General features: G+C 63.7%; 26 protein-coding genes and 1 tRNA gene. 13 read left to right on the top strand and 14 right to left on the bottom strand.

Features of this window, described 5'->3' with window-relative positions; genetic code table 11:
* Positions 1–249 precede the first annotated feature (249 nt).
* Positions 250–3,426, bottom strand: a complete 3,177-nt coding sequence (locus J7346_RS03020; RefSeq protein WP_209117628.1) for a metallophosphoesterase — start codon at positions 3,424–3,426, stop codon at positions 250–252.
* Between the two features lie 383 nt (positions 3,427–3,809).
* Here J7346_RS03020 and J7346_RS03015 point away from each other — a divergent pair, with 383 nt between their 5' ends.
* Complete coding sequence (locus J7346_RS03015; RefSeq protein ID WP_209117626.1) at positions 3,810–4,415, top strand: recombinase family protein; 606 nt, start codon at positions 3,810–3,812, stop codon at positions 4,413–4,415.
* Between the two features lie 3 nt (positions 4,416–4,418).
* Here the strand turns inward: J7346_RS03015 and J7346_RS03010 are convergent, their stop codons facing one another.
* A complete protein-coding gene (locus J7346_RS03010; RefSeq protein WP_209117624.1) occupies positions 4,419–4,745 on the bottom strand; it encodes a hypothetical protein in 327 nt (108 codons plus the stop codon).
* 84 nt (positions 4,746–4,829) lie between these two features.
* Here J7346_RS03010 and J7346_RS03005 point away from each other — a divergent pair, with 84 nt between their 5' ends.
* A complete protein-coding gene (locus J7346_RS03005; RefSeq protein ID WP_348521440.1) occupies positions 4,830–5,081 on the top strand; it encodes a helix-turn-helix transcriptional regulator in 252 nt (83 codons plus the stop codon).
* Positions 5,082–5,430: 349 nt separating this feature from the next.
* Here the strand turns inward: J7346_RS03005 and J7346_RS03000 are convergent, their stop codons facing one another.
* Together J7346_RS03000 and J7346_RS02995 are read right to left on the bottom strand one after the other, a co-directional pair.
* Complete coding sequence (locus J7346_RS03000) at positions 5,431–6,699, bottom strand: site-specific integrase (RefSeq protein WP_209117620.1); 1,269 nt, start codon at positions 6,697–6,699, stop codon at positions 5,431–5,433.
* Positions 6,700–7,014: 315 nt separating this feature from the next.
* Positions 7,015–7,106 (bottom strand) — tRNA-Ser (locus J7346_RS02995).
* A 138-nt stretch (positions 7,107–7,244) separates the two neighbouring features.
* Here J7346_RS02995 and J7346_RS02990 point away from each other — a divergent pair.
* From J7346_RS02990 to J7346_RS02975, 4 genes are read left to right on the top strand one after another with little or no spacing between them, the layout of a single operon-like run.
* Complete coding sequence (locus J7346_RS02990; protein WP_245157600.1) at positions 7,245–8,816, top strand: exopolysaccharide biosynthesis polyprenyl glycosylphosphotransferase; 1,572 nt, start codon at positions 7,245–7,247, stop codon at positions 8,814–8,816.
* 6 nt (positions 8,817–8,822) lie between these two features.
* Positions 8,823–10,274 (top strand): lipopolysaccharide biosynthesis protein, encoded by a 1,452-nt coding sequence (locus tag J7346_RS02985; protein WP_209117618.1) that lies wholly within the window; start codon positions 8,823–8,825, stop codon positions 10,272–10,274.
* Complete coding sequence (locus J7346_RS02980) at positions 10,271–11,206, top strand: glycosyltransferase family 2 protein (RefSeq protein ID WP_209117616.1); 936 nt, start codon at positions 10,271–10,273, stop codon at positions 11,204–11,206. The genes J7346_RS02985 and J7346_RS02980 overlap by 4 nt, the downstream gene beginning before the upstream one ends.
* Complete coding sequence (locus J7346_RS02975; protein WP_209117614.1) at positions 11,206–12,144, top strand: glycosyltransferase; 939 nt, start codon at positions 11,206–11,208, stop codon at positions 12,142–12,144. The genes J7346_RS02980 and J7346_RS02975 overlap by 1 nt, the downstream gene beginning before the upstream one ends.
* On the opposite strand, the gene J7346_RS02970 is transcribed toward J7346_RS02975, so the two are convergent.
* A complete protein-coding gene (locus J7346_RS02970) occupies positions 12,141–12,842 on the bottom strand; it encodes a hfsB (protein WP_209117612.1) in 702 nt (233 codons plus the stop codon). The genes J7346_RS02975 and J7346_RS02970 overlap by 4 nt on opposite strands.
* Positions 12,843–12,893: 51 nt before the next feature.
* Positions 12,894–14,336 carry a Wzz/FepE/Etk N-terminal domain-containing protein gene (locus J7346_RS02965; protein WP_209117610.1) on the bottom strand — a complete coding sequence of 481 codons (1,443 nt, stop codon included), beginning with the start codon at positions 14,334–14,336 and terminating at the stop codon, positions 12,894–12,896.
* Between the two features lie 119 nt (positions 14,337–14,455).
* Here J7346_RS02965 and J7346_RS02960 point away from each other — a divergent pair, with 119 nt between their 5' ends.
* On the top strand, positions 14,456–15,190 hold the full coding sequence (locus J7346_RS02960) for a polysaccharide biosynthesis/export family protein (protein WP_209117608.1): 735 nt from the start codon (positions 14,456–14,458) through the stop codon (positions 15,188–15,190).
* Here J7346_RS02960 and J7346_RS02955 read toward each other — a convergent pair.
* Together J7346_RS02955 and J7346_RS02950 are read right to left on the bottom strand one after the other, a co-directional pair.
* Positions 15,187–15,486, bottom strand: coding sequence for a sel1 repeat family protein (locus tag J7346_RS02955; protein ID WP_209117606.1), 300 nt, complete (start codon positions 15,484–15,486; stop codon positions 15,187–15,189). The two genes, J7346_RS02960 and J7346_RS02955, sit on opposite strands and share 4 nt — an antisense overlap.
* 188 nt (positions 15,487–15,674) lie before the next feature.
* Complete coding sequence (locus J7346_RS02950; RefSeq protein ID WP_209117604.1) at positions 15,675–16,400, bottom strand: glutathione S-transferase N-terminal domain-containing protein; 726 nt, start codon at positions 16,398–16,400, stop codon at positions 15,675–15,677.
* 160 nt (positions 16,401–16,560) lie between these two features.
* Between J7346_RS02950 and J7346_RS02945 the strand changes: the two genes are divergently transcribed.
* Together J7346_RS02945 and J7346_RS14955 are read left to right on the top strand one after the other, a co-directional pair.
* Positions 16,561–17,136, top strand: coding sequence for an RcnB family protein (locus J7346_RS02945; RefSeq protein WP_209117602.1), 576 nt, complete (start codon positions 16,561–16,563; stop codon positions 17,134–17,136).
* 161 nt (positions 17,137–17,297) lie between these two features.
* Positions 17,298–18,185 carry an RcnB family protein gene (locus J7346_RS14955; RefSeq protein ID WP_245157599.1) on the top strand — a complete coding sequence of 296 codons (888 nt, stop codon included), beginning with the start codon at positions 17,298–17,300 and terminating at the stop codon, positions 18,183–18,185.
* Between the two features lie 106 nt (positions 18,186–18,291).
* On the opposite strand, the gene gatB is transcribed toward J7346_RS14955, so the two are convergent.
* Positions 18,292–19,770 carry an Asp-tRNA(Asn)/Glu-tRNA(Gln) amidotransferase subunit GatB gene (gene gatB, locus J7346_RS02935; RefSeq protein WP_209117600.1) on the bottom strand — a complete coding sequence of 493 codons (1,479 nt, stop codon included), beginning with the start codon at positions 19,768–19,770 and terminating at the stop codon, positions 18,292–18,294.
* Between the two features lie 105 nt (positions 19,771–19,875).
* Here gatB and J7346_RS02930 point away from each other — a divergent pair, with 105 nt between their 5' ends.
* A complete protein-coding gene (locus J7346_RS02930; protein ID WP_209117598.1) occupies positions 19,876–20,196 on the top strand; it encodes a hypothetical protein in 321 nt (106 codons plus the stop codon).
* Positions 20,197–20,235: 39 nt separating this feature from the next.
* Here the strand turns inward: J7346_RS02930 and gatA are convergent, their stop codons facing one another.
* From gatA to J7346_RS02915, 3 genes are all read right to left on the bottom strand, one after another.
* Entirely contained in the window at positions 20,236–21,714 is a 1,479-nt protein-coding gene (gene gatA / locus J7346_RS02925; protein WP_209117596.1) for an Asp-tRNA(Asn)/Glu-tRNA(Gln) amidotransferase subunit GatA, read from the bottom strand.
* On the bottom strand, positions 21,715–22,002 hold the full coding sequence (gene gatC, locus J7346_RS02920) for an Asp-tRNA(Asn)/Glu-tRNA(Gln) amidotransferase subunit GatC (RefSeq protein ID WP_209117594.1): 288 nt from the start codon (positions 22,000–22,002) through the stop codon (positions 21,715–21,717).
* A gap of 85 nt (positions 22,003–22,087) precedes the next feature.
* Positions 22,088–22,651, bottom strand: coding sequence for a hypothetical protein (locus J7346_RS02915; protein WP_209117592.1), 564 nt, complete (start codon positions 22,649–22,651; stop codon positions 22,088–22,090).
* 71 nt (positions 22,652–22,722) lie between these two features.
* Between J7346_RS02915 and ruvX the strand changes: the two genes are divergently transcribed.
* From ruvX to pyrC, 3 genes are read left to right on the top strand one after another with little or no spacing between them, the layout of a single operon-like run.
* Positions 22,723–23,187, top strand: coding sequence for a Holliday junction resolvase RuvX (ruvX, locus tag J7346_RS02910; protein ID WP_209117590.1), 465 nt, complete (start codon positions 22,723–22,725; stop codon positions 23,185–23,187).
* A gap of 51 nt (positions 23,188–23,238) precedes the next feature.
* Positions 23,239–24,225: an aspartate carbamoyltransferase catalytic subunit gene (locus J7346_RS02905; RefSeq protein WP_209117588.1), complete on the top strand. Its 987-nt coding sequence runs from the start codon at positions 23,239–23,241 to the stop codon at positions 24,223–24,225.
* The gene (gene pyrC / locus J7346_RS02900; protein ID WP_209117587.1) at positions 24,222–25,508 is read left to right on the top strand and encodes a dihydroorotase; all 1,287 of its coding nucleotides are present in this window, start codon (positions 24,222–24,224) and stop codon (positions 25,506–25,508) included. The genes J7346_RS02905 and pyrC overlap by 4 nt, the downstream gene beginning before the upstream one ends.
* On the opposite strand, the gene J7346_RS02895 is transcribed toward pyrC, so the two are convergent.
* Entirely contained in the window at positions 25,505–26,230 is a 726-nt protein-coding gene (locus J7346_RS02895) for an N-acetylmuramoyl-L-alanine amidase (protein ID WP_348521450.1), read from the bottom strand. The genes pyrC and J7346_RS02895 overlap by 4 nt on opposite strands.
* The gene (locus J7346_RS02890; RefSeq protein WP_209117583.1) at positions 26,226–26,381 is read right to left on the bottom strand and encodes a hypothetical protein; all 156 of its coding nucleotides are present in this window, start codon (positions 26,379–26,381) and stop codon (positions 26,226–26,228) included. Before J7346_RS02890 ends, J7346_RS02895 begins: the two co-directional genes overlap by 5 nt.
* Between the last annotated feature and the right edge of the window lie 45 nt (positions 26,382–26,426).

Raw genomic sequence — 26,426 nt, 5'->3', positions numbered from 1 at the left:
AAATCTGACAACAGAAAAGGGGAAGATCTGGCGGAGACGGAGGGATTAGCCGACACCTCCGATTCATCCAGCAAAATCAGTCGACCCCGCAACGCAGATGGGACAGTTGATGCCCACGAATGTAGCAAACCAGAGAGGGCCTGCCAATCTCATCGGTCAGCACATGTTGCAGCGCATAGAGGGGAAATTGCCATGTCTCAGTCGATGACTGGCACGCCTAGCCACATTTAAAGATCTTTTTGATCTAGCCTATTTGTTGTCGTCTCGGTGCGTCAACTTGAAGAACATTTCTCTGCTTCGATACGCAGCCATCAGCTTCCCTTTCCGCTCTCCTGCCTTGCGACCAGTTGCTCCCTCGATTCGCACAACGGTATCTGCCGTTACCTCTCGCAGCCGCTCCAGTTCTGGTTCGGATAGCGCATACCGACCGACTAACTCGTGCAGTTTGCGGACCAACACATTCGAGAGATACCGGCTCCCTTGGACAGCCTTTCCAACTTCTTGGGCTAACGAGGCGATGCCCTTCGTACCTTGGTCTGCGAGAATGTTGAATTTCATGAGCTGCCGCCCGCGAGGCTCAGTTTCTGAGCCAAGCCCCTCCGCGAGCTGCTCCGAAAGCTTCTCGGTCCCCATATAGAAGCTCGCCAACTTCGCTACCGCGATCGGCATGGTCAGAGTGAGCCTCTGCGCTATCTCTCCCAAAGTCCAGTCCTCTGGAAAGTTAATCGCGTATTCAACGCCGTTGAAATAAAAGCGTTTCTCTTTAGAAATGGTCGGAACGAGTACTAGAGATAGGATGCAAAACTCAAGCCAACCATCGAGCGCCTCGGCCAGAGCCTCTCTCTTTTTCTTGTCTTCAATAAGCTCGTTGTGCTTAAGAATGGCACTTAGCATGCATAGCATGCCGATACTCTTAACACCATCCTCCCTAAAAAATACTCTTTTTACTTTTTGATCCACCGGAAACATAGAGTAGCTATGCTCTGCATCTAGCACCAAGTCTCTATCAGCTTGAGTCAGAGATGTATGGAGAATCTGCTGCTCAATACCGTAAAGCTCTTCTAAGGAAGATTTCGGGTCTGGTATATTTATATCTTCGAGCGCCGGCTTGGCATTAGGAAGGTCGGGCACGCCGGTCCACATATCTGCCAACTCGGACCTAAAGCGCTCTCTCGCCATGTCGAACAAGGCCTCGTCATCGCGCTCTAATGCACAGTAAAACGACACTTCACTTATGAACCCTAGAAATCGTTCTTCTTCGAAGATGTAGTCTTTGAATTCAATAGACTTCGTCATACGCAATGCAATAAAGTATTCCAAAAATGCCCTAAGTTTGAACTGTACATTTGAGCCAACTCGTTCTAAAATACGAGCTTCTACATAGTAATCTAGTAAGTGCGTCGTGTTATAGGAGAACCCATACCGCGACATATACTCGTTAAATCTCGTTAATACCTGCGCCTCTGCAATTTCATAGGACTCCGCACGAGTCATGAACTCCGCCAAATCAGCCAGGACCGCCGATCTATTGACGAAATCAAATGCGCCAGGAATCAGATCACGCGGCGCAAACTTGTCGAGTAAAATCTCGATGAACCGCTGGACCAGGTTGGCCCTATTGTAGGGAGCAGTACCGTCGCTCTCATATATTTGGATCAAGAAGGTGCCCGTCACGGGCGTGAGGGGCATGTTAAGGTTCTTGGCCTCCCGAAGCATACGCTGGAGCATCTCGTCCACTTCCGCTGGTGGCCGCGCCCCGAATTTGTCAACTAGACTCCGCATCTGGGAAGCGCGGTAGGGCTTCATCGTCAGGTGCGTGAATGGCACAGCCTCGGCCACAATGGGGGCTACGGTTGACCCACCCATCAGGGGCGTGGCCGACGCAATCACAAAACGGCACCGAGCATGGCGCTCAATGAAGTCGCTTAGGGCCTGCTTCCTCCCAGATTTGGAAAGATCAACATCGTCCACAAGGAACGTGAGTAGGCCGTTCTCTCGTAGCGCTTTGATTGAAACTCCATCCGGGAGGTCCGGAAGCTTGGAACGAATGAGCGCGTCGTCCTTCGCTGCATATTGCGGTATCTCAGGATGCGACAGAAGGACGGGTATCCCCGCAGCTTCTAATGGCCCCTCGCTGCGAGCCATTGAAACCGCCCACTGCCGCAGCAAGCTAGTTTTCCCAGACTCTGGGTCCGACGAGAGGATTAGGTTGTCGGTCCCGGCAATGACTTGGCTAGCGCTCAGAACTTCAACCTTGGCTCCTACACGGGTCTCGCTTTCCTTCTTAATGGGGGTGGCACGCTCGAAGTCCGGCGGAATAAAAACGTCATCCAAGCTCTTGGCGGAAAGCGTAGAACAGCATTCCGCCTCAAAGTACGGCCGAGCCAACTCTTGCCGCCAGTGACCAAGCAAACGAAAGTCCACTGAAGGCGTTGCAAGCTTCCAGACTTCCCGCGCCTTGTCAGAGGAGAAGAATTCCGCCGAGGCCAAGACGTCGATTGCCTTGTCAAAACTCTTACGGCGTTCGAAATAGGAACGGTAACGCGCCTTGGTGTGGAAGCCATCCTGCTCGATAAATGAGAGCAGAGAATACCCATTGTAATATTCGCGATCGGTATAGAGAGCCCCGCTTTGTGCGAAGAAGCAATTGCCCTCAATGGTCCGGATTTCACGCGGCCGGGGATCGTGGACGTGGCCGTGGAAATAGGCGGCAGCTCTTGATGCGAGGATCTGCTCGACAGCTCGCTCGTTCTCTTCATTCAGCCAATCGAGTGGATGATGGCCAATGACCACCGCCCTGATCCCCACGGGAATGGCGTCAAGCGCCTCCTCAAGAGCATGCTCCGAGATGCAAAGGAACCCTCGGTCCTTATGGGCTAGGCCAGCGGTGGTCAGGCACGCTGTATTCAAGGCTACGACACCGAGGGAGAGCTCCCTAAAGTAGTAACTCTGGAATAGCGGCGTCGCCTTTGTGAGATAATTGGACGAAAAAAGAGTTACAAAATCCGTATAATTTTCAAATGCCTTAGACACATATTTCCGAAATTCAGCGGAAGCAAAAAGTTCGTTTGCCCCTTTACGGCTCATTGCCGCCTTCTGCCACCCCACAATCTTGTCTATAACTGGCCCCAATACCGAACGCGCGGCATCGTGGTTTCCCGGGCAAATGACGATGTTCGATTCATCGATTGCCAGTGCTCTCGCAGCGCCAGATATTACGTCAGCTGCATTATAATATGACTCCTGCTCGTCGGCGTCTTTTACTACATCGCCGCTGAAAAATAATAGATCAGTTAACTCGGAGCTGTTCTTTAATGTCTGAATGTCATTGATAAACGCACCAAGAACAACTGACTGATCATCTGCTTTCACTGCAGTGAAGTGCATATCGCTGATGTGCACCACGTTAATCGGTCTTTTGGCCACGAATTCCCCCCGAGCGTTTTTCATACCCTAGCCGGAAATCCACCGATAGGAAACCGAGAGTTGTGCGCCCGCGGAAGGATTTGGACGGCTATTCATACCATTGGGGAAGGAGCCCCCGAGCGTCACTTCACGGCCTAAAAATGCCGGGCACATGCAGAGTGCCACCTGAGGCAGGTGTACAAACTACTTCCCCCTCACCCCCCTTGCGACGCCCGCGCACTTTCAGGTTTGCTTAGGTCTTCCCCACACCATCCTCCGCTCAATGGGCAAGGGGTAGGCACAAAAGTTGTAAGTTTTGCGCTTAGGCTCAAAACATAACTTGACGCACAATTGAGCCGCGCATATGAGCTAGGGGATCAGCCAGCCTAACTTGTGAGCCAGCCATGCACCGTATCGCATATTACCGGGTTTCGACCGGCGACCAGAGTATCGAGGCTCAACGTAGCGCCCTCGGGGGCAACTTCGATCAAGAGTTTAGTGACGAGGGCATAAGCGGTGGCACTCTAGCTGCATCGCGTCCGGGGTTCTCTGATTTGCTGAGCAAGTTGCGTAGCGGGGATACCGTGCACGTCCATGCGGTGGACCGTTTGGGCCGGGATGCAATCGACGTTCAGTCCACAGTTCGTCAGATCATGGCGCTAGGCGCAAAGGTTCATGTTCACGGCCTCGGAACGCTAGCCGGCGATACTGGGGAGCTTATCCTCGCAGTTCTCGCCCAAGTGGCCTCTATGGAGCGCCGACGCATCAGGGAACGCACCGAGGCGGGTCGCGTGACCGCTAGGGCGTCTCTGGAGGCCACAGGGAGGACGCACAGGGGCAAGGAAAGCCTCGGTCGACCCAAGGCCCAGGACGCAGCGACGGTGGCGCTCTGGCGGCTAGAAAACGGGGCCAGCATCAAGGACACAGCGGAGCAGTTCGGATTGTCGGTGGCGACGGTCAAGCGTTACTGCCATGCCCACAAACATGCAGTTGCTAAGGCTGCGGCCTAGCAGCTAGCTCGGTTTCACATACGCGAGATTGTCCGGGTCGGGAAACGCAGCACAGAACCGCAGGTGATTTATGATGCTCTGTATGGCAGCTCGCTTCGCCATCCTATTTGCATCGCCCGTGGACAGTCCCTCGACCTGCATGACCGAGGAAAAGAGCTCCTCAAGCTCACCGTTCAGGATCCTCAGTTCATCTTTGCCAAGGCAGGCATCCGCCATCGTCCGGTAGTAGCGAAGAACTTTGTCGAGTTTTGCGTCTTGGTGACGCCTGATCAGAATATGGGCGAGCCATACCGTTCCACCGATTGCTAAGACCCAAAGCACAATAGTCATGACTACCGCCTCCCCACGGCACCATAGGGTGACCTCAATGGGTCGTAAATACCGTGGCCGCAAACACCTCCGCGCTCGACATAGATGCGGATGTCGAGGATATCTGGAGCACAGGATGACGACGGCCTGCTTGCCAGTCTCGGCCGTCATATCCGAGAACTCCGGGTGCGCCGGAATCTGTCTCAGGAAGCGCTAGCCGACGCATCGGGGATTGACCGATCGCATATGGGAAAGATTGAGCGCGGGGAGAGGAATGTCACGATCCTCAATCTGGCGAGGATAGCAAAAGCCCTAGGGTGCAATCTGTCAGAGCTGATCGCTGGATCGGCATTGTAGGCTAAGCGCAGGAATATGCCGGACCTGACAACAGCCGAGATATTTTCGATGCGCGATGCGATTTGCTCGAGAGCGCTCCGGCAAACTCCAATTTGTAGAAGCAGGGGCTGCCTACGAGTGCATCCGTTGTCAGGAGTGAGCTAGTTTCGTCACCCTAGAACATGGGGAAAACCGCCCTACCCGATCAATCGGATTTCAGCCGAGTGGGTTGATGGAGAGCGATGCAATGAGTTGCCTCCCATATCTATTTGTCCCTCTCAAGTATAATATATGATATTAACAAGTTCGATTAATTTATAATAGCCGTCCAAATAAATGATCTAATAACATATCATAATGTACTAGCGCACTATTGCTTGTAAGGTTGGATATTGAATGAGTCGAACTCTGGCACGCTATAACTCTCAATACCCTCAACGAGAGGCTTGATAGGATAATCGAGACTTCCGTAGTCATCAGCCACATCACCACTCGCATGACCAGTGATAGCGTCGTTGACACTCTTAGGAATTCCAGAATCTCTGGCATAATGCTTGAAAGTATGACGGAAGGAATGAAATACGATCTTCCTATCCGTTACACCCTGACGGCGCAGATACGAACCAAACCATTTGCCCCAGTAGGCTGTTACCGAGCCGTATCTGTCTGGTTTTAAGAGTGGGAACAATTTCGGCTGCCCGCTCACGCGCGTGGATTCCACATACTGTAGAAAGCCGAGCTTTAGGAGAGCGTCATGAACCGGGACGCGTCGGTCACTACTTTGGTTCTTTAATCTGAGACCGTCCTCCTCATCTGAGGTGATGCGGATAACCCATGCCAATTCCTTTACGCCATCTCTCAGGTACCCCTCTTGTAGGACATCGATCACTCGAAGTTGACCAAGCTCGTTTAGTCTCGCTCCGGTGAAGAGGGCCATTAGGGGTAGCCAGTAGCTCGCCTCACCGCCCCCGTTTGAGGGCCGCTCCCCGGCCGAATGGACCGGACCTGCGAACAGCGACCTGAGCGAGGCGGTGTCGAACGGCTTGCGGCTTTCCTTGGCTCTCTGCGTGACAGGAGCTTTGACACCGACAGAGGGATCGGCGGTCAGAAGGTCGTTTCCGACTGCGTAACGGAAGAGCGCTCTCAACTGATTGAGCCGGTTGTTAGCTGTGGCGGGGCTTGATCCGGCTGCTAGCATCGAATCTTTGAAGGCCAGGATATGGCGCTTGGTGATCTGCTCAATGCGTAGGTTGCCCGTGGACTTGTCGAAGTCGCGGATAGTCCGTTGCCACATCTGCACCGACTTTGCCGTCGGTTTGACCTCTGCAGCCCATTTGTCCGCCAACTGGGTCAGCGTGAGGGCCTGAGGATTGGGCCGAGTAGCCTGCGCTTTGGGTGGAAGAACCGGCAATGATACCACGCCCTCCCCTGTCAGTACGGCTCGCGCGGCAATGACCATCGCCTCCGACGCGTTCATTGAGCCTGCCGGAAAGTCCGGAAAGTCGCCTCTCAAGACGGCCTCATGGTCAGCTAGGGCCTGTCTGACGCGATCGTTGAACGCTGGCAGCTCGCCCCTTGCAGCGTAAATTTCTCGCTCCTTTCGCCAACCGTCAGCGAGTCTGGCGGCGCGTTCGAGCACTGACATTGAATCCGTTACGGGGAGCCCGATCCCCACAGAATGGAGCTCCATTTCCTCGAACAACCGGTCAGTCCGGACAGCTTCTAGCCGACACAGGCGGGCCGCTGTGGAGCGGTCCTTCGTCTTAAGCGAGAAGATCAGTTCCTTCTTACCCTCGAACTGTGGGCGTAGGGCCTTCGGTATCACACGGCGGAAATAATATGCGGGGCCGCGCCGAAATAGGTATGTGGGCATTGGGTCTTCATCTGCTCCAGATGTAACACCCACTCGCGCAAAGCCTCTGATTCTGGAGGATTTCCTTGCCACGCAAGGTTCTGGCGGAGACGGAGGGATTCGAACCCTCGGTACCCCTTACAGGGTACGACGATTTAGCAAACCGTTGCCTTCAGCCACTCGGCCACGTCTCCGGCAGGCGCCGTCGATAGCCGAGCGCGGGCGGACGCGCAACAGGGGGATGAAGGGGATATTGCAGCCCCTGCGTTAACGGGACAGTCAGCCGGATGTGGTGGGGTGAGGATGACCCTCTCCGAAAGCCGACCCGACGCATGCCCAACAGCCTTGCCAACGCCGTGCCCGAGCCCTCGTCCGATGCCGCCGACGCACTGGATGCCGCGGGCCTGCAGGCCATGGCGCGCGCGGCGGTGAGCGGTGAGACGCCCCCTGCCGACGCGGCGACACATCGACGGGGACCGTTCCGGCCGGGGGTCTGGCTGAATGCCCGCGAGCGGGCGCGGGCGCGGCTCTCGGTCCACTACTTCCATGCGATCGACGTGCTGTGCGTGGCGGTCGTGACCCTGCTGGCCCTGTTCCTGCTGACGCCGGAGGGACTCGGCGACGCGCGCGTGGCCGATGTGCTGCCGGTCATCACGGGCGCGGCGGTGACCCTAGGACTGATGCGCTCGATCGACATCTACCGGTTCGGCCAGACACAATCGGACATCCTGCACCTGGGGGCCGTATCGGGTCTGGTGGCCGCTGGCGGCGTTCTGGCCCTCACCATCGGTGCCCTGCTCGGCGACATCCACTTCACCCTGATCCTGGTCTGGGGGGCGCTGACGCTCGTCACCCTCTATGGCCTGCACCTGTGCTGGTTGGAGCTGATCCGGCGCATGCGGGAGAACGGCGCCCTGACGCCGAACGTCGTGCTGGTCGGCGCGACCCGACACGCCGAGTCGATGATCCGCGAAGCCATGCAGCGGCGCGACCTCAACATCATCGGCGTCTTCGATGATCGCATGGCGCGCTCGCCGAGGGCCGTCGAGGGCGTGCCGGTCCTGGGGGACAGCGAGGCGCTGATGGCGCACCGCATCCTGCCCTATGTCGACCGCATCGTGCTGGCCATCGATCCCCGCGCCGAGGAGCGGGTGCGCGACCTGACGCGGCGGCTGACCGCCCTGCCCAATCCCGTCAGCCTGCTGGTCGATACCGAAGACGGACGTCTCCGGGCCGCCGCCATGGAGCGTCTGGCGCGCTCGCGGCTGTCACGGCTGAACGGCCAGATCGACGATGACCGCCGCGCCTTCAACAAGCGGCTTCAGGACCTGATTATCGGGGGGCTTGCCTTGGTGCTGCTGGCGCCGGTGATAGCGATCATTGCCCTGCTGGTGAAGCTGGACAGCCGTGGTCCCGCCTTCTTCCGCCAGCGCCGGCACGGCTTCAACCACGAGGAGATCGTGGTCTGGAAATTCCGCACCATGAAACAGGAGGCCACCGACGCCACGGCCAGCCGGCAGGTGACCCACGACGACGATCGCATCACCCGCCTCGGCCGGCTCCTGCGCTCCACCAGCCTCGATGAACTGCCCCAGCTGGTGAATGTGCTGAAGGGCGAGATGAGCCTGGTCGGCCCCCGCCCCCACGCCATCGGCATGAAGACCGGCCAGATCGAATCCGCGCGTCTCGTCGCCGACTATGCCCACCGGCACCGGATCAAGCCGGGCATGACCGGCTGGGCCGCCATTCATGGCTCTCGCGGGCCCCTGCATACGGCTCAGGACGTCCGCCGACGGGTCCAGCTGGACGTGGAATATGTCGAGCGCCAGTCGCTCTGGATGGACCTCTGGATCATGCTGGTCACCGTCCCCGTCCTGCTGGGCGACCGGCTGGCGGTTCGGTAGGGCGCGATGTTCTGGCGCGGGGTCTGGGGCTATCTGCCCGCCAATATCGTCCAGGGAGTGGTCGGCTTTCTGACGCTGGTCGCCTTCACGCGACTGCTGAGCCCGGATGACTTTGGCCGCTACGCCGTGGCCTATGCGGTTTTCAGCCTGACGCACGTGGCGGTTTTCACATGGATCGAGGCGGCCATGGCGCGGTTCTGGGCGGCCGAAAGCGAGGGGCCGTCGCTGGCCGACCATTTCGCCGGCCTCTATCAGGCGACCTTTGCCCTCACCCTCATCTTCCTGCCGGTCATGGGGCTGGCCATCTGGCTGTGGCCGATGGACACGGCATTCCGGGTCGCGGTGGCGGTCGGGGTCGCCGGCGTGCCGGTCCGGTGCCTCGCGCGGCTGGTGCAGGAGCGGTACCGCGCCTCGGGCGAGGTCGCCAAATCCGCCTGGATGGATATCTTCACGGCCGTCGGCGGTCTGGGTTTCGGCGTCGTCTTTGCGATCCTGGGCGCGGGGGCTGCCTCGCCGTTGATCGGGCTCGCGCTGGCGCCGCTGGTCCTGCTGCCGTTCGTCCTGCCCGCCGAGTTGAGGTTCGCGCGCGGGGGCCGGGCCGATCCGAAGCGTCTGTTGTCCTATGCGCGCTATGGCTATCCGATTGCCGTGTCGCTGGCGCTGACGCTGGTTCTGGGCTCGACCGACCGTATCCTGCTGGCCGTCTTCATGGATGAAGCGGCGACCGGCGCCTATCACGCGGCCTACAGCCTCGCGAACCGGACGCTGGATGTGCTGTTCATCTGGCTGGGCGCTGCAGGAGGACCGGCGCTTGTGATGGCGCTGGAACGTCACGGCCATGCCGGTCTGAAGGAAGCCGCCCGCGAACAGGCCTCGACCTTCCTGTTGATTGGTATTCCGGCGGCGGTGGGGCTGGCTTTGGTGGCGCGGCCGATGGCGGAGTTCATGATCGGCGAGGACCTGCGCGGCGCCGCAGCGGCCATCACACCGTGGATCGCCGTGGCCGCCCTGATGTCGGGTCTGTCCAGCTATTACTTCGGGCAGGCCTTCACCCTCGGCAAGCGCACCAGCCTGCTGTTCGTGACCATGGCCATTCCGGCGGCAAGCAATGTGGTGCTGAATCTCATCCTGATCCCGCCCCATGGGGTCATGGGCGCGGCCTGGGCGACGGCGGCCAGTCTGGCCATCGGGCTGACGTCGGTGATCCTGATCGGGCGGCGCGTGGTGGCCCTGCCCATTCCAGTCGACAGCCTGATCCGCATCGGCGTGGCTTCGGGCGCCATGGCCCTCGTGGTCACCCGCCTGCCGCGCACAGGGGGTTTCCTCGAACTGATGACGGACGCCGGCGTCGGCGCGCTTGTGTATGGCGCCGTCGTGGTCACCCTCAACGCCGCCGGGATCCGGGACGTGCTGGGCGAGCGCTTGCGACGCCTGAAGGCCCGGGGAGCCCCCGCATGAGCCGCGCCCGTAGGACGGACAGTCCGACATGGGCCGGTGCGACCCCGCGTCTCTCGGTGCTTATCCCGTTCCTGCGCGACGATCCCACGGATCTTCTGAACCGGCTGGAGGCCGAGGCCCCGGACCTGAACGGCCAGGCTGAGGTCGTGCTGCTGGATGACGGCACCGGCGATGCGAAACTGACAGCCGCGCTGGAGCAGCGCGTAGCAACGCTCCGCCTCCCTGCTCGCCTGATCACCCTGACGGCCAATGAAGGTCGCTCGCGGGGCCGCAACCGGCTGGCGTCCGCGGCGCGGGGGAACAGCTGGCTGTTTCTGGACAGCGACATGCGGCCGGATCGCTCCGACTTCCTTGCCGCCTGGCTTGCCCTGATCCAGCGTGAGGACCCCGCCGTCGCCTTTGGCGGCTTCTCACTCATGCAGGCCCCGACCGACGCCCGCTACGCCGTGCACCGGTCCATCGCCCTGAAGTCGGAGTGCCTGCCGGTCGAGGCGCGTGAGCAGGCGCCCGAGAAATACGTCTACACCTCGAACCTGCTGGTACGGCGCGATGTGTTTGCAGCCGAAGCCTTCGACCCCGCCTTTTCCGGCTGGGGCTGGGAGGACGTGGAATGGGCCATGCGCGTGGCCCGGAACCACGCCGTCCGGCACGTCGACATTCCCGCCACCCACATGGGCCTCGACACCACGGCCAGCCTGATGGCCAAGTACGAACAGTCGGCCGACAATTTCGCGCGGGTCATCGCCCTTCATGCCGAGGTCGTCTCCACCTATCCCAGCTACCGGGCGGCGCGCCTGATCCGGCGGCTGCCGGCACGGGGAGCCTTCAGAAGCCTGGTCCGCAGCGTCGTGCTTCAGGACTGGCTGCCGGCAGGGGCGCGGGCATTCGCGCTCAGGCTCTACCGGGCCGCGCTCTATGCGGAGGCCGTCTGATGGAGCGGGTCGCCGTCCTCGTGCCCACCCTGCGGCGTCCCGAGGGACTGGCCGCGGCCCTCGCCTCCCTGATGGCACAGGAACAGGTTGGGGGCCGCCTGTCCGAGATCGTGGTCGTCGACAATGATCGCCAGCCCAGCAGCCGGTCCGTGGTCGACGGGTTCAGCGATGCGCCCGTGCCCGTCATCTATGTGCACGAACCGCGGTCCGGTGTGGCGTCGGCGCGCAACGCGGGGCTGGCGGCGACGCAAGCACCCCTGATCGCCTTTCTGGACGATGACGAGATCGCCTCACCCCGCTGGCTGGCCAGCCTGCTGGACAGCCAGGCCTCGACCGGCGCCGACGTCGTATTCGGTCCGATCCGGGGGAGTGCCCCGGGGGCACCTGACGACCTGCGCCCCTATCTCGAAACCTTCTTCGGCCGCGAAGGGCCGTCCGCAGATGGCCTGATCGATCATCCGTTCGGCTGCGGCAACAGTCTGATGATACGGGCCACCGCCCTGCCCGGGGACGCGCCGTTCGAGGTCCGCTGGAACCATTCGGGAGGAGAGGACGACGCCTTGTTCGCCGCTCTGGAAGCGCGAGGCGGCCAGTTCGGCTGGTCGGCGGACGCGTGGGTGGACGAGGTCGCCCCGGCACACCGGGCGAACCTGAGCTATGCCCTGTCGCGCGCCTTTGCCTATGGCCAGAGCCCGTCGCAGGCCGCTTGGGGCCGCAAGGATCCGTTAGGCGTGGCGAAATGGATGGCGGTCGGCGCAGCCCAGCTGGTCGCTTGGGGACTGGTGGCCCTGCCGCTGGTGGTCCTTCATCGGCCCGAGCGCGCCCGCGTCTTAGATCGGGCCGTCCGCGGTCTGGGCAAGGTGCTGTGGATGCCGGGGCTGGAGCCGCGCTTCTACGGCGCGGCCGAGTTGCAGCGACTGGACCGGGCCGCCGCCTAGGCCGTCAGCCGGCGCAACAGCGGCGGCACGCGATAGGTGGAACGATTGACCACCACGCCCGCAATATTGCCGCCGACAGCCTCGATCTCGTCGCGCAGCGCCACCGGAGCGGCCGCCTCGGTCGCCTGTCCCGCCACCACCAGCACGGTCACATCCGCAAGCGGCGCGAGGATCAGGGCAAGGTCGCTGCGATCCGCCGAGGGGGCATCGATCACCACGGTCTCGGCATGTCCCCTGAGGGCATCCCAGTAGCGGCCATCGTCGATCGCCTCGGCGCGCTGGCCGGAGCGCAGCACCTCCTGATTGAAGCGGGTCACCCACAGCCGCCCGCCCAGCGCCGGACGCGCCGTCAAAAGCCGGGCCGGAGCTACGGGCTGCCCATCCTTGCCGACCAGCGGCGGGGTGATGGCAAAGAAGCTGGATCCGTCGGGCGAGGCATGGGCCGGACGCCCCAGTTGGCCAAAGCGCTCCGGATCACCCCCGATAATGCTCATCTGGTCCTGCTGCAGAAGGTCCGCATCGATCAGCCAGACCGGCCGGCGCGCACGGACAGCGGCCAGCCGGGCATACTCCCGGGCGACCGTCGAGGTCCCCTCACCCGCCAGGGCCGACACGAACAGCACGACGCGACCGCGATGCCCGCGCCCGGGGCCCAGGGCGGCCCACAGCTCTGCCATTTCGGTCGTCAAATCGATCATCGAATCGGTGTCACACGCCTCACCACGCCCGAGGCTACCATGCGCGCGGCCTCACCGGGCCTTCATCGGCGCGACAGCCAGTACCGGCATGTCGAGGGTACGCCCGACCACTTCAGCAGTGGCGAAGTCGCGCCGCGAGAATATGCGGACCAGACCCACGCACAGGGCGGTGAAGCCGGCGAACAGGATGACCAGCGCCAGCAGCGGCAGCTTCAAGCTCTTGCCCGTCGTCGGCGCGACAGCCCGCTCGATCACCGTCACATTGTCGGCGCCGGCCTGGACCAGCGCGCTGTCCGCGCGGCTCTGCGACGTGCGCTGCTGGAATTCTCGAATGTTGGCCGAGAGAACTTCGCGCTCACTCGACAGGGTGGTGTTTTGCGATTCGACCTCGATCAGGTCCGATTGGCGCGCCTTGATCTGTTCCAGCTGGCGGTCCAGCGCGGCCAGTCGTGCCCGCAGCGAGTCGCGCTCGGCCTGCACCGTGGCGCGGGTGGTCTCCAGCTCGGTCCAGATGGGATTTGGTCCGGTGCGGACTTCCTTGACGCCCACGCCGCCCCCGGCCGCGACATAGGCCTCGAGCTGGGCAATCCGCGCCTCGATGTCGCGGACCGGCTGCGAGTCGGGCAGATAGCGCGCCAACAGGGCCTCGCGCTCGTTGCGGGCCTGCAGAATCTGGTCCTGGGCCGAGACGTTCAAATCCTGCGACAGGGCGATTTCCGGAGGCGTCTGCGCCAGTTGCGCCTCGAGCGTGCGCAAGCGCTGATCCGTCTGGTCCAGCAGGGCCTGGGTCGACAGACGGTCGCTGTAGACCGTCTGATAGCTGGTCGCATAGTTCGCCTTGGCGGCGGCGAAATCGCCGATGTCATTGGACCGCAGGAAGGCCTGATACTCGGCATCAGCCCGCGCCAGATCGTCCTCGAACGCCTGTTGCTGGGCCAGATTGGCATCGGTGCTGCGGTCGGTGAACAACTCGCGCCGGTAGGCCAGATAGGCGTCCACGATGGCGTTCAGAACGGTAGCCGAGCGCTGGGCATTGCCGCTTTCATAGCCGACGGCGATGACCGGACTGCCGGGTGACACCCCGATCTTCAGGCCACCTGCGAGCGCCTTCATGGCCTGGGCCTCCTGGGCCGCGCGACTGCCGCTGGCCTTGTCCCCCAGAATGGCGGCCGGGCCGAGCGTCCGCACGACTCGTTGCTTGACCTCCTGGCTGTCGAGGATGGCGGCTTCGGATTGGGTCACGGCATCCGAATCCGGCGCCTGCCCCCGCTCGGTCAGCCCTACGCGCGGCTGATAGACGTATTCCTGACCGACGCCTGCGAAGATTCGGGCCTCGGCGGTGTAGGTCTTTTTCAGGGTCATGACCGCCACCGTGCCGAGGGCGACGATGACGAGGAACACCAGCAGCATTACGCCGATCTGGCGGATCAACAGGCCGACAATGTCCGCCAGGTCGTACCGCGGTCGGGCGGAATATGTGGCGGAGGAACGCATACGAACGGAGAATCCTGTCGAGAGGGTCAGGTGATCCTCAAGGGGCGGCGTTAACCATCGGTTACCCACGTTCCCCGACAGTGGTCCTAACTGATCAGAATGAGTCGGAACGGGACGGAATGACGGTCGATCGCAGACATCTGCTGCTGCTGGGCGCGGCGCTCGGGCTTTCGGCCTGTGGCGGCAATGGCGGCCGCATGCCGCAACCGGGCTACGGGCGGGTCGCACCGGCGTCGGCCAGCAGCTTCCCCGACATTCCGTTTGCCGACTGGACCGACGCCGAGCCCGAGTACGTCCTCTATCCGGGAGACGAGATCGAGGTCGCGACGCCGACGGCGCCCGAGTTGACCCGGACAGTGCGCGTCGGACCCGATGGCCGGGTCTCCCTGCCGCTCGTCGGTCAGGTGATGGCGGCGGACCGCACCCTGTTCGAGCTGGAATCCGCGGTCAGCGGCGCGCTGTCGAGCGAACTGATCCGACCCGTCGTCGAGGTGACCCTGAAGCAGGCCGGGCCGCTGAAGGTGTGGGTGGATGGAGAGGTGCGTACGCCGGGGGTCTATGACATGGCCGGCGACATCGATGCCTATCAGGCGATTATTCAGGCGGGCGGCTTCCTGCCGACCGCAAAGCCGACCCAGGTCGCCCTGATCCGGCGCGGGCCCGGCGGCACCCGGATGATGCGGGTGCTGGACCTCCGGCCCCGGCGCGGCGAGATCGTCGCCCTGCGGCGAGGCGACATCCTGTTCGTACCGCGCTCCAACCTGGGCGAGCTGGCCAACTTCTTCACCCAGATCCGCAACGCCCTGCCCATCGGGTTCAACTACACGATCAACGGGCAGTATCAGCAGTTCTAGGCGGCGAAAGTGGCCGAGCCTGCGTCGATCCAGCGGCGCGCGGCGCGTTGGGCCTCGCTGATCTCTTCGCGGTCCATCTCCATCGACATCTCGCGCCGATAGTCGCGGGCCTCGATCGAGCCCTTCATGGCCGCCAGATTGAAGATCATGTGGGCCGAAACCCGGTCGAGGGGACAGCCCCCCTGCCCGGCCGAATACATCAGGCCCAGTTTGAACAGGGCGTCGCCGTCCATGTCCGGGGTGGGCAGCGGCAGGCCGCCCGGTTCAGCGTCGTGCGCCATTTCTTGCGCCGTCATCTCAGTCCCTCCAGCCAAGGCCGTTCTGGCCCGCCGACGGTCCCGATAAAACCGGTCGCGATTGAAGTTAGCGTTAACAGCACAGGGCCTTGCGACGACTTTTCTGTCACCAAGTCATGAAGGCAAGTTGCTGTATTTACGGGGCGTCAATCGCTTGTTCAGGTCCGCTTTACGGTTGACGCCCTGCTTCAGGCCTTGCGGGCGCGCTGGCCGAACAGAAGCTTGCGCGCGTCCTCGGCATCCTTGCCTGCGGCGCCCAGATTGCCGCGCAGTTCGTCGCCCACGGCCCTCCCTGCCTTGACGGCCGGGCGTGCGCCGACCCGCGCCACCCAGGCTGCCAGTTTCGGGAACTCAGCCAGGTCCTGTCCTTGCGGCGCCGGCAGGATCCAGGGCCAAATGGCCATGTCGGCGATCGAATAGTCGCCCGCCACATAGTCCCGATCTGCAAGGCGACGATCCAGCACGCCGTACAGACGGTGGGTCTCGTCTGTATAGCGGCGCACACCATAGGCGATCTGGCGCTGGTCCTTGATCATGGCTGGCGCATATTGGCGGAAGTGGTGGGTCTGCCCCGCCATGGGACCCAGACCGCCGACCTGCCAGAACAGCCACTGGTCGACCTCGACGCGCTTGCGCACATCCTCCGGATAGAACTGGCCCGATTTCAGGGCCAGATACTGAAGGATCGCACCGGATTCGAAGATCGACAGGGGCTCGCCGTCGGCTCCATCCGGATCGACGATAGCAGGCATGCGGCCGTTGGGGCTGATGGCCTGGAGGGCCGGCTCGAACTGCTCGCCCCGGCCGATGTTCACGGGCTTCAGCTCATAGGGCAGTCCCATTTCTTCGAGGGCGATGGACACCTTCCAGCCGTTCGGCGTGGGCCAGTACCAGAGTTCGATGGGTCGGGTCATGCGGGGCCTCCTGCGCCTTGGTCCTGCATCTGGGCACCGGGCCGGGTCGCTACAAGGGCTTCCTGACCAGAGCGTTCAGGCGGGGTTCATTTCCGGGCCGACAGCCTGCCAGCCTCGCGGATCACCTGATCCACCGGCCACAAAAACCGGAGCATGTACCATGAGGCATCTTTCCCGCGCGGCCATCGTCGCGCTCACCATGGCCACCCTGGCCGTCCCCGCCATCGCCGAAGCGCAAAGCCGCCGCGACCGCGACGACCGCCGCGAGTGGCGGCAGGACAGGCGAGAGGACCGGCGCGACTACCGCCGTGACCGACGCGATGACCGGCGTGACTGGCGCCGTGACCGCCGTGAGGACCGTCGTGACTGGCGCAACGAACGCCGGGACGACCGGCGGGACTATCGGGATCATCGACGCGCCGACCGCTGGGACCGCAATAACCGCGACTGGTGGCGCGGCCGGTCGGACTTCCGGGACTATCGCGGGCGCCGGAACGGCTACTGGTATGCGCCGGGCTACGGCTATTACCGGGTCGAGCCGCGCTACTACGGCTATCGCTGGCAACGCGGTTCACGCCTGCCGTCGACCTATCACCGCTATTATGTGCGGGATCCCTACTACTATGGCCTGAGGCCCGCGCCGCGCGGCTATCGCTGGGTCCATGCGGACAATGACATCCTGCTGGTGGCGCTGGCGACCGGCGTGATCGCGGACGTGCTGTTCGACATCTGGTAGCATTCAGTACGCGGCCATCGGCAAGCCCCGCGCGGAAAACCGCGCGGGGTTTTGCGTTTTTGCGGGTCAGATTTCGTTCACATACGGTTCAGCCTGTTCCTGCCAAGCCTTGGAACAGATCATCGATGGTGATGACAGACAGGGGCGACAAGGACATCGAGATGAAACGTACCCTTTTGGTCTTCAGTGCCCTGACGGCGTTCGTTGCCCCGGCCATCGCGCCTGCGGTCGCCCAGGCCCAGCAGGCAGAGATTCAGGACCGCGACGGTCGACGGGGCGACACCCGCGCCCGCCGGGAGCAACGCCAGGAACCCCAGACGCAACCGCCCCGGCAGCCTCGTCAGGATCGGACCGACCGTCGGCAGGACCGACGTGAAGACCGCCGACAGGACCGGCAGGATAGGCGGGGAGATCGGCGTGATGACCGGCAGGATCGTCGGCAGGACCGCCGCGAGGACCGGGGCGACCGCCGCCAGGATCGCGGCGAGAACCGTCAGGACCGCTGGGGTGACCGCCGCGACAATCGTCAGGATCGACGGGAGAACCGTCAGGACCGGCGCGAGGATCGTCGCGACAACCGCCAGGACCGCCGTGAGGACCGTCAGGATCGCCGCGAGGACCGCCGCGAGTGGCGTCAGGACCGGCGCGAGGACCGCTATGAGAACCGTCGTGACCGGCGCGACTATCGGGAGTTCCGGCGCAGCTGGAGCCGCGACAACTGGCGGCGCGACTGGGACCGTCGTCACCGTTCGGACTGGTGGCGGGGTAACCGCTCGTTCCGCGGCTACACCGGCGTGCGCGTGGGCTTCTACTTCGCGCCGAACTATGGCTATTACTCGGTGCCGCGCCAGTACTGGGGCCGCCGCTGGAGCGAGGGTGACTATCTGCCGTCGATCTTCTGGCGCTACCAGCTGAACGACTATCGCACCTACGGGCTGGGCTTCCCGCCCCAGGGCACGCGCTGGGTTTACGTCGACAACCACATCTATCTGATCGACGAATACGACGGTTACATCATCGAGGTCGTCTACGACTTCTGGCGCTGGTAGGCGTCAGGCCTGAATGAAGAAGGGCCCGGAGAGCGATCTCCGGGCCCTTTTTTCACGTCCCCGCCCGCTCAGGCCGCGATCGACCCGCGTCGCGAGCGGTAGCGCCTCAGGAAATGCCCAGCTTGGCCTTCAGGATCTCGTTGACCGCGGCGGGGTTGGCCTTGCCCCCGGTGGCCTTCATGACCTGACCGACGAACCAGCCGATGGCCTGGGGCTTTTCGGCGACGGCGGCGGCCTTGTCGGGGTTGGCGGCAATGATCTCGTCCACGGCCTTCTCGATGGCGCCCGTGTCGGTGACCTGCTTCAGGCCGCGAGCTTCCACCACATGTCTTGGTGGGCCTTCACCAGCCCAGACATATTCGAACACTTCCTTGGCGATCTTCGAAGAGACTGTTGCATCCTCGATAAGTTCCACGAGTTCTCTAAGAAGAGCGGGCGGGAAACGGACGATGCCCAGATCGAAGCCTTGGCCGTCAGCAGCCAAGCGCGCCGACAGCTCATTGGTCACCCAATTGGACACCAGCTTGGCGTCGCGGCCTTTGGCAGCTGCTTCGAAATAGTCAGCCTTGGCCTGTTCCGAGATCAGCACGCCGGCGTCGTATTGTGACAGGCCGTACTGGCTCATGAAGCGGCGGCGCTTGTCGTCGGGCAGCTCCGGCAGACCGGCCTTGATCTCGTCGATCCACGCCTGCTCGATCTCGAGCGGCAGCAGGTCAGGGTCGGGGAAGTAGCGATAGTCGTGCGCCTCTTCCTTGGAGCGCATCGAGCGGGTCTCGCCCTTCACCGGATCGAACAGGCGGGTCTCCTGGGTGATCGAGCCGCCGTCCTCGAGGATCTCGATTTGGCGGCGGGCCTCGTACTGGATCGCCTGGGATATGAAGCGGAAGCTGTTGACGTTCTTGATCTCGCAGCGCGTGCCGAACGGCTCACCCGGACGCCGGACCGAGACGTTGACGTCGGCGCGCAGATTGCCCTTCTCCATGTCGCCGTCGCAGGTGCCCAGATAGATCAGGATGGTCCGGATCTTCTTGACGTAGGCCACGGCCTCCTCGGGGCTGCGCAGGTCGGGGCGCGAGACGATCTCCATCAGGGCCGTGCCCGCCCGGTTCAGGTCAACATAACTCTCGGTCGGCGACAGATCGTGGATCAGCTTGCCGGCATCCTGCTCCAGATGCAGGCGCTCGATGCCGACGTTGAAGAAGGTACCGTCCTCGGCCTCGACCTCGACCACGCCCTCACCGACGATAGGGTGATACAGCTGGCTGATCTGATAGCCGGTGGGCAGGTCAGGATAGAAATAGTTCTTCCGGTCGAACTGGCTGAAGGTGTTGATCTTCGCCCGCAGGCCGAGGCCCGTGCGCACCGCCTGTTCCACGCACCATTTGTTCAGCGTCGGCAGCATGCCGGGAAAGCCCGCGTCGACCAGCGACACCTGCTCGTTCGGGCCGGCGCCAAACCCGACAGCCGCCCCCGAGAACAGCTTGGCCTTCGACGCCACCTGGGCGTGGATCTCCAGCCCCATGACGATTTCCCAAGGGCCCGTGCGCCCCTGGATGAGTTTGGTGTTGGTCGCGGTGTCAGTCATGGAAACCTTCTAGGTCGACGCCCTCGTCCGGGAAAGAGGGTTCGGTCTTGAGCCCGTCACGAAATCCGGGTTCTCTGGCCGCATCCAAACCGGGAGGAGCCCCCCATGTCCAGAATTCTTGCTGCCGCTGCCATTGCTGCCCTGTCGACGGGCGTCCTCACCGCACCGGCGCTTGCCCTGACCGACACGCCGGCGATCGTCGCCATTGCCGACCATCCGACCATCGACAGCCCGATCAAGGATCTGCTGGCCGATCCGGCGACCGCCTCTATCCTCGACAAGCACCTGCCCGGGATCGCCGACCACCCGGCCCGTCCCCAGTTCGAAGGCATGACTCTGGCCGAGGTGATGCCCTACTCCGAAGGCGCCATCACCCAGGACATCATCGACGCCATCGACGCGGACATCAAAGCGCTGGAACACTGAGGTCGAAGGGGTCGCCGCCTGATCGTCGGGCGACGGCCCTCACCACCACCGCTCCGGCCTGGCGACGAACCCGGCCGACTGCTCCAGCACATCGGCGACCTGGAAGACGGTCGCCTCGTCGAGGGCCTTGCCGATGACCTGAAGGCCGAGGGGCAGGCCGCCGCTGTCGACACCGGCGGGCACCGATATACCCGGCAGGCCCGCAAGGTTGGCGGTCACGGTGAAGATGTCGTTCAGATACATCTGGATCGGGTCGATCTCCTTGTCGCCCAACGCAAAGGCGGCCGAGGGCGTCGAGGGGGTCAGGATGGCGTCCACCTTGTCCCAGACCGCGTCGAAGTCCTGGGCGATGCGGCGGCGGACCTTGAGCGCGCGGACATAATAGGCGTCATAGAATCCCGCCGACAGCACATAGGCCCCGATGGTCAGACGACGCTGGACTTCGGTTCCGAAGCCCTCCGCACGGCTGGTTTCGTAGAGATCGGTCAGCGACTTCGCCTCTCTGGCCCGGTGCCCGAAGCGCATGCCGTCATAGCGGGCGAGGTTGGACGAGGCCTCGGCCGGGGCGATGATGTAATAGGCCGGCAGCGCATATTTGGTGTGCGGCAGGCTGATCTCGACGATCTCGGCGCCCGCAGCCTTCAGCCACTCGACGCCCTTGTCCCACAGCGCCTGGATCTCGGCCGGCATGCCGTCGACGACATATTCCTTCGGCACGCCGATGCGCAGGCCCTTCACGCCCTTGCCGAGGCTGGCGGTCCAGTCGGGGGTATCGATGTCGAGGCTGGTGGAGTCCTTCGGATCGAAGGAGCACATCGACCGCAGCAGGATGGCGGCATCCTCGACGGTCTTGGTGATCGGCCCGGCCTGATCCAGCGAGGAGGCAAAGGCGACCATGCCAAAGCGGCTGGCGCGGCCATAGGTCGGCTTGATGCCGACGGTGCCGGTAAAGGCGGCAGGCTGGCGGATCGAACCGCCGGTGTCCGAGGCCGTCGCAGCCAGGCACAGGTCGCCCGCGACCGCCGAGGCCGAGCCGCCCGAGCTGCCGCCCGGTGTCAGCTCAGCGTTTGAGGCCTTTGATTTCCATGGATTACGGACCGGACCAAAGGCCGAAGTCTCGTTCGACGAGCCCATGGCGAACTCGTCCATGTTGAGCTTGCCCAGCATGACGGCGCCGTCGGCCCAGAGGTTGGCCGTGACGGTGGATTCATAGGGCGGGACAAAGCCCTTCAGCATGTTCGAGCCGGCGGTCGTCTGGACCCCGTCGGTGCAGAACAGATCCTTGATGCCCAGCGGCGCGCCTTCCAGTGCGCCGCCCTCCCCCTTCGCCAGGCGGGCGTCGGAGGCGCGGGCCATGTCGAGCGCCTTGTCGGTCGTCTGCACGACATAGGCGTTCAGGGCCGGGTTGGCGGCCTCGATAGTCGTCACGAAGGCGCGGGTGATTTCCTCGGACGAGAAATCGCGGGCCTTGAGGCCGTCCAGGGCGGCCTTGAGGGTCAGTTTCGTCAGGTCGCTCATCTATTCGACCACCTTGGGCACGACGAAGAAGCCATCCGCCGACTTCGGCGCGTTCGAAAGCACGTCCGCGACCTTGTCGCCGTCGGTCACGACGTCATCGCGCAGACGCAGGGGCTGGGCCACGTTCGACGTCATGGGCTCGACGCCCTCGACGTCGACCTCGTTCAGCTGCTCGATCCAGTCCAGAATGCCGCTCAGCTCGCGGGCCAGCGGCTCCAGCCGCTCCTCGGGGGTCTTGATACGGGCGAGATGCGCCACCTTGCGCACCGTCGCGGCGTCGATCGCCATTCCGGCCTCTCCACAGCAGGGGTGAACGGGCACGCGGCCCGAACGGCGGGATTAGCGGCACGGGGCCGGATTCACAAGGCGGGGACTAGCGTGCCGGGGTGACGGTCACCGTCTCGGGTACCGCGCCGTCCGGGCCGGGCGCGAAGCTCAGGATGACAGCGGTCTGGCGGCTGCCGATCTCGCCGGTGGCCTGATCCATCACGCTTTCGTTGAGCATCAGCTCGACGCGGCCGGCCGATACCGCCTGAATCTGGTACTCGAGATAGTCGCCGATGCGGAAGACGCGCCAGCCTTCGGCGGGGCTGTGGAAGAAGGCGATGTAGGTATAGAGGCCATTCATGGCCGGGTCGCCGCCGGCGGTGCCGAACATCTTGGCGGTCAGATCGCCCTGATCCGGCAGATAGTCGAGCGCCACCACCGCAGCGGCGGTCTGCAGGGCATCATCGGTCTCGGGCTGCAGGACCACGGCCTGACCGGCCTCGACCAGGCTGCCGCCGGGGGTGGGCGTCGGCTTAGATGAGGGCGCGTCCGACGGTCGCTCCGCGAGACCGGGATTGTTGAATCCCTCCCATGCGGCTGACAGGCGATCACACCCTGCAGTCCCGGCGAGGAGAAGCCCGCAGGCGCCCACGACCATGATGCGCTTCATATCCAACCTCCCGTTTCCCGCAGCCAGCTTCGGCTTTGACAGCCCTGGCAGCAAGCCCTATCGCCTGCCGCGTGTCCGTGGTTCCCCTGTCCGAGCTTGCCGCCTCATGCCCGCCGGGGACGCCCTGGCTGGGGCTGGACCTCGGCAGCAAGACCATCGGTGTCGCCGCCTCGGACGCGACGCGCATGATCGCCTCTCCTTTTGAGGTCATCCGACGGACCAAGTTTACGGAGGACGCCCACCAGCTGTTCCGGCTGATGGAGGCACGTGGCGCCACGGCGCTGGTGATCGGCCTGCCGCTCAATATGGATGGCGCCGAGGGGCCGAGGGCCCAGTCCAGCCGCGCCTTCGCCCGCAATCTGGACCGGCTGCGCGACATACCGGTCGCCTTCTGGGACGAGCGTCTGTCGACCTCGGCCGTCGAACGGTTTCTGGTCGAGGACCTGGATATGAGCCGGGCCCGCCGGGGTACGGTGGTGGATCGCAATGCGGCGGCCTGGATCCTTCAGGGTGCGCTCGACAGTCTGCGGCCCTGATCGCGGTTCGCGCTTTCGTTTTGGTCCGCATCGGCCTATAGCCGCCCGTCGATGGCCCGACCCGACACAGACCTTCTGACCGTCATCCAGGACCGGCTGAGGCCGTTCCCCCGGGACCATTTCCTGTCCGTCACCGATCTGAACGCCCAGACAGCACGCGATGTACTGGAGCTGGCCGACGGCTTCGTCGAACTCAATCAGGGCACGGCCAAGTCGCTGGACCTGATGGCGGGCCGGACGGTGGTGAACCTGTTCTTCGAGAACTCCACCCGCACCAGCGCCTCGTTCGAGATCGCGGCGCGTCGGCTGGGGGCCGATGTCGTGAGCCTGAGCCCGCGGTCGTCGTCGGTCGCCAAGGGCGAGACCCTGATCGACACGGCCGCCACGCTGAATGCGATGAAGCCGGACGTGCTGGTCGTGCGCCACTCGGCCTCGGGCGCCGCCGACCTGCTGTCGCAGAAGGTAGGCTGCGCCGTGGTCAATGCCGGCGACGGACGGCACGAGCACCCGACCCAGGCGCTGCTGGACCTGCTGACGCTCAAGCGGGAGTTCGGCGATGTGGGGGGGCTGACGGTGGCCATCTGTGGCGACGTGGCCCACAGCCGCGTCGCGCGCTCGAACGTCGCCCTGCTGTCGATGATGGGCGCGCGCGTGCGGCTGGTGGGACCGCCGACCCTGGTCCCGGGCGATGCCGACCGCTGGGGGTGCGAGGTCTACCATGACATGCGCAAGGGGCTGGAAGGCTGCGACGTCGTCATGATGCTTCGCCTTCAGCTGGAGCGCATGCAGGGCGCGCTGGTCCCGTCGACGCGCGAGTACTACCGCTTCTGGGGGCTGGACCGCGAAAAGCTGCGCGTGGCCGCGCCGGGCGTGCGGGTCATGCACCCCGGCCCCATGAATCGCGGCGTCGAGATCGACTCGGACATCGCCGACGATCCGGACATTTCGCTGATCCAGACCCAGGTCGAGATGGGAGTCTCGGCCCGCATGGCCGTGCTGGCCAGCCTGTCGCGCCGTCGCGAGGAGGCCGGACTGTGAGCTCCCCCTTCTGGATCACCAACGCCCGCCTGCTCGACCCGGCCACAGACTATGACGGTCAGGGCGCCCTCCACATTGCCGACGGCCGCATCACCGCCGTGCACAAGGGCGCGGGCTTCGTGCCCACTGACGACGACGGGGTTGTCGACGCAGAGGGGCTCTGCCTGTCGCCCGGCCTGATCGATATACGGGTCAAGACGGGGGAGCCGGGCGCCGAGCCGAAGGAAACGCTCAAGTCCGCCGCCCTGTCAGCCGCAGCCGGCGGCGTCACGACCCTGGTCATCCAGCCGGACACGGCGCCTGCAGTCGACGACCCCGCCATGGTCGACTTCATCCAGCGCCGGGGCGCGGCCCTCGGCCTGGTGAACATCTTCGCGGCCGGGGCCGCGACCCAGGGCTGCGACGGCAAGCTGATGGCCGAAATCGGCCTGATGCAGGAAGCAGGCGCCCTCTACTTTACGGACGTGGATCGGGTGATCCCCGACAGCCGCACCCTGATGCGGGTCATGAGCTATGCCGCTGCCTTCAATGCCCTGATTGCCTGCCGGCCCCATGATCCCTGGCTGGCGGAAGGCGCCGTTGCAACCTCCGGCGAACTGGCCACCCGACTGGGCCTGTCGTCCGTACCGGCCATCGCCGAGCGTATGCAGCTGGAGCGCGACCTGGCGCTCGTCGAGCAAACGGGCGCGCGCTTCCTGGTCGACCAGATCTCGACGGCGGGCGCGCTGGAGACCTTGGACCGTGCGCGTCAGCGGGGGCTGGAGGTCGCGGCCAGTGCCTCGATCAACCACCTGCGCTTCAACGAGGTGGATATTGGCGACTATCGCACCTTCTACCGGTTGGACCCGCCTCTGCGCGACGAGAGCGACCGCCTGGCCCTGATCGAGGCCGTGCGGGATGGCCGGATCGATGTGATCACCTCCGCCCACGCCCCGGCACCCGCCGAGGACAAGCGGCGCCCGTTCGCCGAGGCTACGCCGGGCGCGGTTGGCCTGCAGACCCTGCTGCCCGCCGCCCTCGGCCTGCACCACGAGGACGGCCTTGACCTTCTGGAGGTGCTCCGCCCCCTCACCTGCGGCCCGGCCGAGCTGCTGGGATTGTCGGCAGGTCGACTGGCCGAGGAAGCGCCCGCGGACCTGATCCTGTTCGATCCGGCGGCCCCTGTGGTCGTCGATGCATCCACCCTGCGGTCCAAGTCCAAGAACTCGCCGTTCGACAACCGGCGACTGCAAGGCAAGGTCGAGCAGACGTGGGTCGGTGGTCGGACGGTGTTCAATACCTAATCGGGTGATTTCAGATAGCGGGCGAAGACCCAGCCAATCTTCTGCACCCCGCTGAACCAGCGCCGGATTCGGTACCATTCCCCCACCCGCTCCAGCACCTCTACCTCGTCCCCGTTTCTGAGCGGGCCCCAGTCCATCAAGGCAAAGGTCGTCCCCGGGCCGCCGCGAACATTCAGCGCCCCGTCATCAACCGCGACGTGCATGATTGAGGGTTGGCGCTCATTGTCAGACCGATCATCCATCAACAGCTTGAAACGCCGGAGAGGGAAGGCCGGACCGGGGTCGACCTTCATCTTGCGCACCCCGTCCACGTCCCGATGGCCAACGATATCGTGGATCGAGGGATAGCTCTTCAGCAAGGCGCGGGTCAGGGCTTCGACCGCCACGAGCTGGGCTTCGGGGTAGTTCGGCCAGAACAGCTTGGCCGAGCCGGCCCAGGGATCGCGGGCCTCAGTCATGCCCGGAAAAGGCTTCAGCTGGGCGGGTTTGACGCGGCGACGTTCCCAGTTCAGGTAACCCCCGGCTCCATCGCTGAAATGGTAGCCGGGGTTGACGATCTCGATGCCGATGGAAAAGTTGTTCACCCTCGGTCGGGACTGGTAGTAGCCGTGCCCCGCGTGCCACGCGCGGTCGTTGGTAGACACCATCTGGGTGATCGCCCCGTCGACCTCGACGACGAAATGGGCACTCGCTCCGGATTTCGTGCTGGCGAAAGAATTAATCGCCGACCCCGCAGTGTAGCCCGCCGTATCCCGCAGTGTAGCCCGCCGTATAATGCATCACGATGATCTCGCGAGCATTCGCCCCTGAGTAGAGATTGGGTGACTTCACCCAGGTGGCCTCATCCAGACGCCCCTTGCTATCAAACTTCATTTTCTTGCCCCCGCGCGGAACAGCGCCAGAACACCTTGGGTAGAA

The sequence above is a fragment of the Brevundimonas sp. A19_0 genome (assembly GCF_017744255.1).
Lineage (GTDB): Bacteria > Pseudomonadota > Alphaproteobacteria > Caulobacterales > Caulobacteraceae > Brevundimonas.
The sequence above is the reverse complement of the archived record's forward strand: the minus strand, read 5'-3'. Positions and strand labels throughout refer to the sequence as shown.